Annotated in this window: 13 protein-coding genes; 2 read left to right on the top strand and 11 right to left on the bottom strand. The window is 67.8% G+C overall.

All coding sequences use genetic code 11. The features are described 5' to 3' along the window. Positions 1-17: 17 nt before the first annotated feature. From D451_RS0115440 to ctaC, 4 genes are all read right to left on the bottom strand, one after another. Positions 18-1,292, bottom strand: coding sequence for a L,D-transpeptidase (locus tag D451_RS0115440; protein WP_202421419.1), 1,275 nt, complete (start codon positions 1,290-1,292; stop codon positions 18-20). Between the two features lie 231 nt (positions 1,293-1,523). Further along, entirely contained in the window at positions 1,524-1,949 is a 426-nt protein-coding gene (locus D451_RS0115435) for a cytochrome c oxidase subunit 4 (RefSeq protein ID WP_014908701.1), read from the bottom strand. A gap of 12 nt (positions 1,950-1,961) precedes the next feature. Continuing rightward, entirely contained in the window at positions 1,962-3,638 is a 1,677-nt protein-coding gene (gene ctaD / locus D451_RS0115430) for an aa3-type cytochrome oxidase subunit I (RefSeq protein ID WP_017535110.1), read from the bottom strand. Beyond that, positions 3,638-4,588, bottom strand: coding sequence for an aa3-type cytochrome oxidase subunit II (ctaC, locus tag D451_RS0115425; protein WP_435794668.1), 951 nt, complete (start codon positions 4,586-4,588; stop codon positions 3,638-3,640). Before ctaC ends, ctaD begins: the two co-directional genes overlap by 1 nt. A 401-nt stretch (positions 4,589-4,989) precedes the next feature. Between ctaC and D451_RS0115420 the strand changes: the two genes are divergently transcribed. Then, entirely contained in the window at positions 4,990-5,247 is a 258-nt protein-coding gene (locus D451_RS0115420) for a sulfurtransferase TusA family protein (protein WP_014911562.1), read from the top strand. A 231-nt stretch (positions 5,248-5,478) separates the two neighbouring features. Here D451_RS0115420 and rpsD read toward each other — a convergent pair whose 3' ends face one another. The 7 genes from rpsD to D451_RS0115385 form a co-directional block, all read right to left on the bottom strand. Beyond that, a complete protein-coding gene (gene rpsD / locus D451_RS0115415; protein WP_014911417.1) occupies positions 5,479-6,090 on the bottom strand; it encodes a 30S ribosomal protein S4 in 612 nt (203 codons plus the stop codon). A gap of 286 nt (positions 6,091-6,376) precedes the next feature. Continuing rightward, on the bottom strand, positions 6,377-7,348 hold the full coding sequence (locus D451_RS0115410; protein ID WP_017535108.1) for a carbohydrate kinase family protein: 972 nt from the start codon (positions 7,346-7,348) through the stop codon (positions 6,377-6,379). A gap of 242 nt (positions 7,349-7,590) precedes the next feature. Beyond that, positions 7,591-7,941, bottom strand: a complete 351-nt coding sequence (locus D451_RS0115405; RefSeq protein ID WP_014911982.1) for a HesB/IscA family protein — start codon at positions 7,939-7,941, stop codon at positions 7,591-7,593. A 531-nt stretch (positions 7,942-8,472) separates the two neighbouring features. Then, entirely contained in the window at positions 8,473-9,081 is a 609-nt protein-coding gene (gene pspAB / locus D451_RS0115400) for a PspA-associated protein PspAB (RefSeq protein WP_017535107.1), read from the bottom strand. 94 nt (positions 9,082-9,175) lie between these two features. Continuing rightward, positions 9,176-10,102: a zinc metalloprotease HtpX gene (htpX, locus tag D451_RS0115395; RefSeq protein ID WP_014912929.1), complete on the bottom strand. Its 927-nt coding sequence runs from the start codon at positions 10,100-10,102 to the stop codon at positions 9,176-9,178. A gap of 243 nt (positions 10,103-10,345) precedes the next feature. Then, positions 10,346-10,624: a PspA-associated protein PspAA gene (gene pspAA, locus D451_RS0115390; RefSeq protein WP_014912099.1), complete on the bottom strand. Its 279-nt coding sequence runs from the start codon at positions 10,622-10,624 to the stop codon at positions 10,346-10,348. Beyond that, positions 10,621-11,388 (bottom strand): PspA/IM30 family protein, encoded by a 768-nt coding sequence (locus D451_RS0115385; protein WP_014908714.1) that lies wholly within the window; start codon positions 11,386-11,388, stop codon positions 10,621-10,623. The genes pspAA and D451_RS0115385 overlap by 4 nt, the downstream gene beginning before the upstream one ends. A gap of 96 nt (positions 11,389-11,484) precedes the next feature. Between D451_RS0115385 and D451_RS0115380 the strand changes: the two genes are divergently transcribed. Beyond that, positions 11,485-12,156, top strand: a complete 672-nt coding sequence (locus D451_RS0115380) for a DUF3043 domain-containing protein (RefSeq protein WP_014913529.1) — start codon at positions 11,485-11,487, stop codon at positions 12,154-12,156. Positions 12,157-12,279: the final 123 nt, after the last annotated feature.

The following is a 12,279-nucleotide window of genomic DNA, read 5'->3' as shown; positions in this document are numbered from 1 at the left end:
TCAGGTGAGGGTCCCCCTCACAGGTCCTCGCCGTGGACCGTGCCCGGAGTGGCCGAGCCGTCGGTCACGTGGGGCTCACCGGTCTCGCTGTGGGACAGCCACTCCTCCCAGGAGCGCTGGTAGTAGCCCCAGCCGTTGTCCCACTCCAGTTCGCGGTCGGTTCCGGTGGTCTCGAGGACGTCGCCCATCAGGACCTCGTCGTGGAACCAGCGGGCGTCGTTCGGCGCCATGTTGGTGCAGCCGTTGGAGGTGTTCGCCGACCCCAGGTTCCCCGAGTTCCACGGGGCGGAGTGGGTGAACTCGCCGCTGTTGGAGGTGCGCACCGCCCAGTCGACGTCCAGCCGGTAGTGGCCGGGCGACCCTTCGGGGATACCGACGCTGGCGGAGTCCATCACCATGGACGAGTACTTCTCCATCGTGAGGTGGACGCCGGAGGTCGTGGTGTTGAAGTGGCGATCGGCCGCCCCGTTGCTCACCGGGATGCTCCGGACCTTCTCCCCGTCCACGGCCACGTTCAGCTCGTGGTCGGGGACGTGCATGGTGGCGATCAGTTCGCGTCCGACCTCGAACTCCAGACGCCGGTCGGTCGTGCCGTAGACGCCGTCGCTCGCCTCCACCCCGGCCAGTCTCAGGTCCACGGTGACCTTCTGGTGGGGTTCCCAGTACTCCTCGGGGCGAAAGACCGCGGTCTCGTCGGTGAGCCAGTTCCAGGCGCCGCGGGTCGCCTCCTCGGAGACGACCTGGATGGAGTTCTCCACCTGGGTCTTGTTGGTCACGGGTCGACCGAAATCGACGATGACGGGCATTCCCACCCCGACGGTCTGTCCGTCCGCGGGGAAGGTGGAGGCGACCTCCAGGCGTTCCTTCCCGTCGGCCGGGAGGGTGGTGAACTCCGAGACGACCTCGGTCTCCCGGCCGGCCTCGTCGGAGGCGGTGGCGATGACGGTGACGGCGGCGCCCGGCCGCAGGTTCCAGTCCGAGGTCCAACGGTCACCGGTCTCGTTCAGGGTTCCGGTGTGTTCGAGTTCGGGGGCGCTCTCGGCGTCCTCCCCGGTCGTGTCCGCCGAGGCGATCTCCTCGGGTACGACCTGCTCGATCGAGACGTCGGTGATGGTCCCCGAGTCGGTCTCGACCCGGACCGGCGTGTTCGGCGCGATCCCGGTGGCCCCGGGTTCGGGTGTGATGGTCGGCTCCGGCCCCGGGGCGTTCCGCGCGTCCTGGTCCTCTCCGCCCGGGGCACAGGCCGCCAGGAGGGAGAGCAGGGCCGCCCCCGCGATCGCTCGTCGTCTCATACACGGCTTCACAGGACCTCCAACGTCCGTTCCGCGGGGCGTGTATCCGGAGGCGGACGGGCCCGCCGGGGCCCGTTCACCGTGCCCCGGTAGCCAAGGACACCGTGACGAAGAACCCCGGTGTCCGGCGCGGGTCGAGGACCACGCGTCCGGCCACCGGGGCGGTGACGCTGACTATCTACCCAAAGTAGTCAATTCTACCCAGAGAGTGACAGAACCTTGGGTTGCGCTCTAGTGCTGGAACTCCTTGCGGTAGTACTCGAAGATCCAGCCGATCGCGGTGAGGATGATGGCGAAGAAGCCGATGAACACCATCCACCAGCCGATCGCCACACCGACCGCCGTGAAGGCGACGGCCAGGGCGACGAACATCGGCCACCAGCTGTGCGGGCTGAAGAAGCCGTACTCGCCGGCGTTCTCCGCGATCTCGCCGTCGAGGCGCTCCTCGGCCGGGAGGCCGTGGAAACGCTCACTGCGGCGAGCCGCCTGCCAGAGCCAGAAACCGATCATCCAACCGAAGCCGATGGCCACGACCAGGGCCGTGGATCCGGCCCATTCGATCTCGCCGGTCTCCTGGAGGGACCAGTAGATGTACAGGGCACCGATGAGACCGAAGAAGGTCGAGATGCCCATGAACAGGTAGGCCTGCATCTTCATGTGTGGCCGCCCCTACTTCTTCTCGGCGCCCGCGGCGACGGCACCGGGTGCCGCGGCGTGCGGGTGGTTGAGGTCGAAGGCCGGACGCTCGGACCGGATCCGCGGCAGCGACGTGAAGTTGTGTCGCGGCGGCGGGCACGAGGTGGCCCATTCCAGCGAGCAGCCGTAGCCCCACGGGTCGTCCACGTTGACCATCGGCGCCTTCTTCGCGGTGATGTACATGTTCCAGAAGAAGATGAGCGTCGAGGCGGCGAGCACGAAGGACGAGATCGAGGAGATCTGGTTCAGCTCGGTGAAGCCGTCGGTGGGCAGGTAGTCGGCGTAGCGACGCGGGAAGCCCGCGGCGCCCAGCCAGTGCTGCACCAGGAAGGTGCCGTGGAAGCCCAGGAAGAGCAGCCAGAAGTGGAACTTGCCCAGCTTCTCGTTGAGCATCTTTCCGGTGAACTTGGGCCACCAGAAGTAGAAGCCCGCGAACATCGCGAACACCACGGTGCCGAACACGACGTAGTGGAAGTGCGCCACCACGAAGTAGGAGTCGGTGACGTGGAAGTCGATGGGCGGAGAGGCCAGGAGCACACCGGTCAGACCACCGAAGAGGAAGGTGACCAGGAAGCCGATCGTGAACAGCATCGGCGTCTCGAAGGTGAGCTGCCCCCGCCACATCGTGCCGATCCAGTTGAAGAACTTCACACCGGTCGGGACCGCGATGAGGAACGTCATGAAGGAGAAGAACGGCAGCAGCACGGCACCGGTCGGGAACATGTGGTGCGCCCACACGGTGATCGACAGGCCCGCGATGGCGATGGTGGCGGCCACGAGGCTCTTGTAACCGAAGATCGGCTTGCGGCTGAACACCGGCAGGATCTCCGTCGCGATGCCGAAGAACGGCAGGGCGATGATGTACACCTCGGGGTGACCGAAGAACCAGAACAGGTGCTGCCACAGGATGGCGCCACCGTGTTCGGCGTTGAAGACCTGTGTACCGACGATGCGGTCGGCGCCCAGGGCGATCAGCGCGGCGGTCAGGACCGGGAAGGCCAGCAGCACCAGAACGCTGGTGAGCAGGGTGTTCCAGGTGAAGATCGGCATGCGGAACATCGTCATACCGGGCGCGCGCATGCACAGACCGGTGGTGATGAAGTTGACCGCGCCGAGGATCGTGCCCAGACCGGACACGGCCAGGCCCAGGATCCACAGGTCGCCGCCCAGGCCCGGGGAACGGACCGCGTCGGACAGCGGGGTGTAGGCGAACCAGCCGAAGCTGGCGGCGCCGCCCGGGGTCAGGAAGCCGCTGACGGCGATGAGGCTGCCGAACAGGTACAGGTAGTAGCCGAACAGGTTGATCCTGGGGAAGGCCACATCGGGGGCGCCGATCTGCAACGGCATGAGGATGTTCGAGAACCCGATGAAGAGCGGGGTCGCGAACATCAGCAGCATGATGGTGCCGTGCATCGTGAACATCTGGTTGAACAGTTCGTTGGACATGATCTGCTTGCCCGGTGCGAACAGTTCCAGACGCATCAGCAGCGCCATCACGCCGCCGATGAGGAAGAACGCGAACGAGGTGATCAGGTACATGTACCCGATGACCTTGTGGTCGGTCGACGTCAACCAGTTGACGATGATCGAACCCTTACGCGACGGTGCCTGACCGTCGGTACGCGGTGCGTCGGTGGTCGTCGTGGTCATTACTCGTCATTCTCCTCGGCGTCATTCTCCTCGGCGTCCTGCGCCTCGGTGTCTTCCGCCTCGGTGTCCTCGGCGCCCTGAGCCTCGGACGCCTCGTCAGCGGCGGCCTGCCGCTGCTCGGCCTCGTCCGCCGCAGCCTGCTGCTGTTCGGCGGCCCAGGCCTCGTACTCGTCCTGAGGCAGGACCTCGACGTTGAAGAGCATGCGGGTGTGGTCCACGCCGCACAGCTCGGCACAACGTCCGATGTAGGTGTCCGCGGTGCCCTCGTTCAGGTTGACCTGGAAGGAGTTGTCGCGACCGGGGACGACGTCCATCTTGAAACCGAACGCCGGGATCCAGAACGAGTGGATGACGTCGGGAGAGTAGAGGTCGAAGTGGACGACGGAGTCCTCGGGAAGCACGAGGGTCGTCTGGGTCTCGGGGTCGGTGGTGCCGTCCGGGTTGGGGATACCAACCTCGGAGAAGAGCACCTCGCCACCGTTCTCCTTGGTGTCGTCCATGTAGTTGAACTGCCAGGCCCATTGGAAGGCCACGACCTCAACGTGGACGTCGGCGGGCTCTTCGGTGTCGAGCAGGTAGGCCTGGTCTCGCGCGGTGAAGAAGAAGAGCACCGAGATGATGACGATCGGCAGCACGGTGTAGAGCGCTTCGATGGGCATGTTGTACCGCACCTGCGGCGGCAACTGCTCAGAGCGCTTGCGGTGGAAGAGGATCGTCCAGATGAACAGTCCCCACACGAGAATGCCGACCGCGAAAGCAGCGACCCACGAGCCCTGCCAGAGCGAGAGAACACGCTCGGCCTGCTCGGTGATCGGCTCCGGCATGCCCAAACGAGCGAGATCGTTCGACGCGCAGCCGGTCGCGGCCAGCCCCAGCACGGCGAGCGCGGCGCCGCGTGGTGCCCATCGGCGCAGTGTTGAGCGCCGATTTTTTTGGCGGGTCGGACTCACGGATTGCCTTCCCAGCGGTGAAGCCCGTGGATCCTCCACGGGCGGCCTAAGTATCCAAAGCTTGTCAGGGGGAAACATTATCGCGAACCGTTCGACGTGCCGTTCATGGGCTTGCCTGGTCAGCGTGTTGCCAGACGAGCCCTCGCGGAACGCTCGACATCCCTCGCGGAGCCGGGCCAGGCCGCCCCCGAGGGACATCCTCCGGCTGGCTGCGAGGCGCGGCCCGGCGTTCCCCCGGGCCCTCGGGTCGAGACCCGTGCACCCCGCCTCCGGCGGTGATGCGCGCGTACTCGGCTCGAGACTAAGGCGAGCGTATCGCTGGATTTACGGCACCCTTAACCGGGTGCGCCTTTTCGCGCACCCCAGGTCAAGATCAGGACACGGGACGACAACCAACGGGGGTGGAAGTGTCCGAGCGACCGATCGGTCAGGGGCCTCGGGTCACCGTGGAGGCGGTGGGCCGAAAGTGCCCGATCCCGATCATCATGCTGGCCGCCCGACTGCACGAAGTGCCTATCGGGGCGGTCATCGCGGTCACCGCGGACGACCCGGCCGCGAGTGCGGACATACCGGCATGGTGCCGGATGAAGATGCACGAGTTCGTCGCCGAGCACCCCCTGGATCGGGGTAGTGCTTTTCACATCCGCAGGATGTACTGACCACTCGATGGTGTGCCCAGGACCGGAGGTCGGGGTTTCGGTTCCATTGCGATAACGATCCCCGCCATCCCTTTCTTCGGGAGTGGCGTGACACGTCCGCGGCCGGGCCGGAGGGGATCCGGCGGCGGCCACGGGCAAGGCGAAGGCCGCGCGGACCTGGGTCCGCGCGGCCTCGTCCACGAGGGGGCCGGGCTCCGAGAAAGAGTTCCGACCCACGACGTGGCAGGTGTTCTAGCGAGCGTAGAACTCGACGACGAGCTGCTCGTCGAAGGGCACCGGGATCTGCTCGCGCTTGGGGCGGTCGATAACCGCGACGCGCAGGTCCTTGTGGCTGACGGCGAGGTAACCGGCGATCTTGTCGTCGGCGTGGACGCCCTCGGCGGCCTCGACGAACGGCACCATGTTGCGGGACTTCTCCCGAACACCGATGATCTGGCCCGGCTTGACCTGGTACGACGGGATGTCGACCTTCTTGCCGTCCACGGTGATGTGGCCGTGGTTCACGAACTGACGGGCGGCGTAGATCGACGCGGCCAGACCGGCGCGCAGGACGACCGTGGCCAGACGCAGCTCCAGCTCGGCGAGCATCTCCTCACCGGTACGACCGGCGCGCTTCTTGGAGTTCTCGTAGACGCGGACGAGCTGCTTCTCGGTCAGGTCGTAGTACCAGCGCACCTTCTGCTTCTCCGCCTGACGGACGGCGAAGTCGCTGCTGTTGCGACGAACACGACGGCCGTGCTCACCGGGCGGGTACGGACGCTTCTCGAAGTAGCTGACCGCCTTACGGGTCAGCGGGGTGCCGGCGCGCCGGGACAACCGCACCTTCGGTCCGGTGTAGCGCATGCATAGTCCTTTCAGGGTGAATCAGGGAATCCCAGGTAAGGCTTGCCTAGATCTGGGAGGCGCTGGACGCGCCCGGGCCCCGCGCCCGTCGGACGGGCGTTCAGGGCGGGTTCCCCACCGTCGTGCGCGACCCTGCACGGACGGCTCGGGCGAATGAACCGGCACGCGTTTCAGCGCACCGGGGCGGTGCGGGTCTCCCCGCACGGGTCACGGCCATCCACTCTACGGGGTCCGGGGCACCACCCCGACCAGAGACGGGGTTCTCAGGTCGGGGCGGCCACGCCGGTCACAGGTGGGGACGCACCTCGTCGGCGGCCTCGGAGCCGTAGGAACGCTCGACGCGCTCCAGCAGGGAGGCCGCGGTGAGCGTGTACTCCTGCGGGCCGTCGGCCTCCAGGCAGTGCACGGCGGTGGCGTTGCCGACCTGCGCGGCGCGCTCCAGGGACAGCCCCCAAGAGTGGGCGGCCAGGAAGCCGGCGCGGAAGGCGTCGCCCATGCCGGTGGGGTCGACCAGTTCGTCCACGGCGGCGGCCGGAACCTGGATGGAGGGCTCGCCCTCACGGTCGATCCGCGCGCCCTTGGGGCCCAGCGTGGTGATACGGGTGCCGACCTTGGACAGGATCTCGGCGTCCGACCACTCGGTCTTCTGCTCTGCCAGAGCCTTCTCGTACTCGTTGGAGAACAGGAAGGAGGCGCCCTCGATGAGGCCGCGCACCTGCGGGCCCTCCATCCGGGCGAGCTGCTGGGAGGGGTCGGCGGCGAAGGGGATGCCGCGCGTCCGGCACTCCTCGCTGTGCCGGACCATGGCGGCCGGGTCGTCGGCGCCGATCAACACCAGGTCGAGTCCGCCGAGACGGTCCGCGATCGGCTGGATCTCGATGTTGCGGGCCTCGGCCATGGCGCCCGCGTAGAAGGAGGCGATCTGGTTCTGGTCGCGGTCGGTGGTGCAGACGAACCGGGCCGTGTGGCGGATCTCGGAGATACGGACGGCGGAGGTGTCGACGCCGTGGCGGTCGAGCCAGGCCCGGTAGTCCTCGAAGTCCTCCCCCGCGGCGCCGACCAGGACCGGGTTCAGACCGAACCCGCCCAGGCCGAAGCAGATGTTGGCCGCGACGCCGCCGCGGCGTACGTCGAGCTCGTCGATGAGGAAGGAGAGGGACAACTGCTGGATCTGCTCGGGGATGATCTGCTCGGCGAACCTGCCCTCGAAGGACATGAGGTGGTCGGTGGCGATGGATCCGGCAACCGCGATACGCACGGGACGTTGTCTCCTTGCTAGGGGAAGGGGTGTGACGCTCGGGACGAGCCGACCGAGCCGTCGAGGACGGGCGAGGACGTGCCCGTTCGGACCTGCCAAGGGTACCCAGAGCACCGTGCCCCCAATCCTCGGGCGTTCGGGACCTCTCCCCGTCCTTCCCCGGAAACGGGAGGGGTGGGCGGACGTGTCGACACGTCCGCCCACCCCGGGTCCACCGGCCGCCGCGCGGCCCGTGGGAACGCTCAGTTGAAGGAGTCGCCGCAGGCGCAAGAGCCGGTGGCCATCGGGTTGTCGATGGTGAAGCCCTGCTTCTCGATGGTGTCGACGAAGTCGATGGTGGCCCCGGTCAGGTAGGCGGCGCTCTTGCGGTCGGTGACGACCTGGACCCCGTTGAAGTCGGCGATGATGTCGCCGTCGAGGTCGCGCTCGTCGAAGTAGAGCTGGTAGCGCAGCCCCGAGCAACCCCCGGGCTGGACGCCCACACGCAGGCGCAGGTCGTCACGGCCCTCCTGGTCCAGGAGGGAGCGGACCTTGTCGGCCGCCTCGTCGGTCAGGATGACTCCCTGCGCGGTGTCCTCGGTCTGAACCGTCATGTTGTAAAGCTCCTCTGGAAAGGGGTTGCGGCCGCCTGGCGCCCTCGGTCGTCGGCGAGGCGGACCCCGAAGGGTCCTGTCCTCCTCAACGGGTGCCAACACCGGGGCCCGGTGGAGCATTCCACCTTCCGACCGCCGTGTTCGCCCCGCCGCCGCGGCGCACGGTGCGTCCGTGCCCTCGACGACGTACGGATGTGCCCGTGAACACCAGGGTAATTTGTCCCCGGCCCCGATGCCATCTCCACGAACGTCCGTCCCGGAGCATCCCGTTCTCGACCGGTCCACCCCCGCGACCTGGTGGTCGGCCTCGGCCCCGTCCCGGGTGAGGGCCGGGGCGGGGCCGTGTTCCGGGGTCGGCGCCCCGGTGGTCGCACGAGGGCGCCGAGGGGCGTCGGGCCCCGGAACGGGCCTGACACACGTGGATCCAGTGTGCGGCCTCACATCCTCGTTCCGCCAGGGTCTAAGGGCAGAAAATTCGCATAACGAACATCTTCTCTCGCATCGCGAAATAAAAGAGTCGGGTGGGGCGCATCAGAGTCCCGGGGCCCCGTAGACCGGGAACCAACGCGAACGGTCCCGCTCCATCGGCAGATCGTCCCCCAACGCCGCCTCCACCTGGAGTTCCAGCGCGTTGTCGCGCCGCTGACCTCCCGCCGGGGCGAAGGGATAGAAGGTGCCGCGCTTGTAGAGGTAGACCAGCCCGACCCGGCGCCCGGAGCCGTCGCCGAACCCCACCAGGGAGCACAACAGCGAGGGACCGTAGCCGTTGGCCTCCAGCGTGGAGTTGACCGCGTGCAGATCGGTGACCAGGCCCGTGATGTCGGTGTCCACGAGCTCCCCTCCGGACTCCCCGCCCTCCGTCGGAGCACCGCCCCGCACCACCAGCCAGGTGTAGCCGTAGTCGTCGGTGCGCTGTTCGACCGGGGGTCCGTCACCGGCGTCCAACAGGGCGGTGACGTCGCGTTCGACGTCGGCGAAGGCCGCCCCCTCGGCCGCGCGGAAGGCCACCGACCCCGTTCCGGTCGGGGTCAGCCCCGCCCCGGCGCGCAGCGTCAGGGCCGCCGAGGGCAGACCGAAGAGCGCGTCCAGGTCGGGTTGGACCGGCTTGGAGCGCCCCAGAAGTGAACGCCAGAAGCTCATGATGTCCTTTCCGGGTGAGAGTGCCGTCCGGAGGAGCCGGAGGCGTCGTGGACACCGTCCCGGAGGGAACGGGGCCGGATGGGCCCGAGCCCCGTCAGGCCCCTCGACCGAGCTGTCGGGAGATGTCGGAGAGCTGGGCCAGGCGCTGTTCGACCGGGGGGTGGGTGGCGATCAGCTGGTTCATGCTGAACCCCTTCTTCGCGAAGGCCGGGGCGAAGAAGAAGGCGTTGAAGGGCTCGACCTGACGCAGGTCCCGGGTCGGGATGCGGGCCATGTCCCCGGTGATCTTGGACAGCGCGCTGCCCAGCATCGAGGGGCGCCCGGTGAGGTAGGCGGCGGCACGGTCGGCGGACAACTCACGGTAGCGGGACAGGGCCCGGGTGAGCAGGAAGCTCAACGCCCAGGCCACGGCGCTCACCAGGACCACCAACAGGGCGACCACCGCGGGGGCCGGACCGTTGTTGTTGCCGCGGCCGCCGGCGGGACCGGCGAACATCGCGAAACGCAGTCCGGCCTGGGTGAGGAAGCCCGCGACGATGCCGAGGAAACCGGCGATGGTCATGACCGTGACGTCGCGGTGGGCGACGTGGGAGAGCTCGTGGGCGAGGACCGCCTCCAGCTCGGGCCCCTCCAGGCGGCGCATCAGACCGGTGGTCACGCAGATGACGGCGGACTTCTCGTTGTGTCCGGTGGCGAAGGCGTTGGGCACGTCGGTGTCGGCGATGCCCACCCGCGGTTTGGGCATGTCGGCCATGGCGCACAGCCGGTCGACCAGAGCGTGCAGTTCGGGCGCCTGCTGAGGGGTGACCTCCTTGGCCCCCATCGAGAACATGGCGATCTTGTCGGAGGAGAAGTAGGAGAAGAGCGCGAAGGCGGCGACGAGGACGATCACGAGCCAGATGTTGAGCCCCGCCAGGACCAGACCGACGATGAAGGCGACGTAGACCAGGACCAGAAGGAACATGGTCATGACCATCCGGGCGGTCAGCCCCCGGTCCGGACGGAATTTCGAACCTGCCACGGCGTTTCCTCCCCCGATGCGTGGTTCGGAGTGTAGTTCGCGCAGGTGAGAATCGGGTTAAAGCGGGTCACCGCGTGTTCCCACGCCTCCGTGTTCCGTGACACACGTCGCGGCCACCGTGAGGGATCACGGCGGCCGCGATGGAGAAAGCGCGCGCAGGCACCGGACGCGATACCCCGGACCGGGGTCCGCGTCTGATTCGGGGGCTCACCCGGACGGGAGGTGACGGCCCGAGGGGGACGTTCAGCCCGGGATGAGCCCGTCGTCCTGAAGCATCTTGCGCACCTCGTCCATGCCCGCCTCAGCGTGCGGCAGGATGAACTCGGAGGGCTCCAGGGAGTCCGGAGGCAGGGGCCTGCCGTCCTCGCGCACCCGCTCCAGAAGGTCGTGCAGGGCCTTGCGGAACCTGTCCTCGTCCCCGGACTCGATCGCCTCCTCGAGGGCGGCGTCGAAGGAGTTGAGCAGGTCCAGGTCGGCGTCGGTCAGGTCCACCTGACCCTCACCCATGATGCGGACGATCACTGGCCCTCCCGGTTACCCGAACCGTTGCCACCCTCGATCTGCTGCGGGGTGGAGGAACCGCCACCGCCCAGTTCGAGCTTCATGCGCTCCAGCTCGGCCTCGACGCCGGTGGTGCTGGCCATGCGGTCCAGCTCGCTCTGGATGTCGTCCTTGGGGCCGGTGCCCGTGACGTCGTCGAGCGCGCCGGAGGCCAGCAGCTCGTCGACCGCGCCGGCGCGGGCCTGCATCTCGGCGGTCTTGTCCTCCGCGCGCTGCACGGCCATGCCGACGTCGCCCATCTCCTCGGAGATACCCGAGAAGGCCTCGCTGATCTGCGTCTGGGCCTGGGCGGCGGTGTAGGTCGCCTTGATGGTCTCCTTGCGCGTACGGAAGGCGTCGACCTTCGCCTGTAGGCGCTGGGCGGCCATCGTGAGCTTCTGCTCCTCGCCCTGGAGGTTGGCGTGCTGCTCGCGCAGGCCCTCGATCTGACCGGTCAGACCGGAGCGACGGGTGAGGGCCTCGCGGGCGAGGTCCTCACGCCCCTGGGTCAGGGCGGCCCGGCTCTGGTTCTCCAGCTTGGAGGACTGCTGTTCGAGCTGCTGGATCTGGAGCTCGACCCGCTTGCGGGAGGTCGCGACGTCGGCGACACCGCGACGCACCTTCTGCAGCAGTTCGAGCTGTTTCTGGTACGAGTAGTCGAGGGTCTCCCTGGGGTCCTCGACGGAGTCCAAGGCCTTGTTGGCCTTGGACTTGAAGATCATCGAAAGTCGCTGAAACACGCTCATTGGCGTGGCCGTCCCCTTCTCGGTGCGTACATCGGCTGTTCCCAGCGGGCGCTTTGCCCAACCCTACGCGGTCTGGCCCGCGGTCGCCATAAAGCTATGACCGGCTACCCTGAGGGTGTGTTCCGACGTCGCTCCGCTTCCGCAGCCACGGATTCGGCCTCCGCCGAATCCGCCAGCCCTGAGGCCTCTGAGGCCACCCAACCTAAGGGATATACCCCCAAGAAGGGTGTGCCCACCCCTAAGCGCAGGGAATCCGAAACCTCCCCGCGCCGACCGGTGAAGGCCCCCGAGACACGGAAGGAGGCCTACCGCGCCTACCGGGACCGTCTCGATCGCCAACGTTCCAAAGGCGTCGCGCGTTCCGTTCCCGGCGCACCGAAGGGTGAGGACGCCCGTCACTTCCGACCCCAGGACCTGAGCCCGGCCCGCGCCTACGCCCGCGACTTCATCGATTCGCGCCGCAGCGCCAGCGAGTTCTTCCTGCCGTTCTCGATCCTGATCATCCTGCTGCTCTTCGTGAACAACCCGACCTTCCAGGTGGGGGTCGCGTACGTGATCTGGCCTCTGATGATGGTCACGATCATCGCCGAGGGCGTCCTCGTGGGCCGCACCGTGAAGAAGCGCGCCACCGAGTACTTCCCCAACGACGAGCTGCTGCGGGGCATCGGCATGTACGCCGCCATGCGCCAGCTCCAGTTCCGTCGTCTGCGTCTGCCCAAGCCGCGCGTCAAGGTGGGCGAGGACCCCACCCCGAAGAGCGCGCGCTGAGCACCACCACCTCCCCATCCCCGTACGTCCGATGTGAGCGGGGCCGGTTCCCGTGCCGGCCCCTCACTCTCGACGTCCGTTGGGAGCGCTCCCTCCGGCCGGGGTCGCCACCGTCCGTTCCGG

The organism is Nocardiopsis alba DSM 43377 (assembly GCF_000341225.1).
GTDB classification, from domain to species: domain Bacteria; phylum Actinomycetota; class Actinomycetes; order Streptosporangiales; family Streptosporangiaceae; genus Nocardiopsis; species Nocardiopsis alba.
Note: the sequence above shows the minus strand (reverse complement) of the source record. Positions and strands in the feature narration are given on the sequence as shown.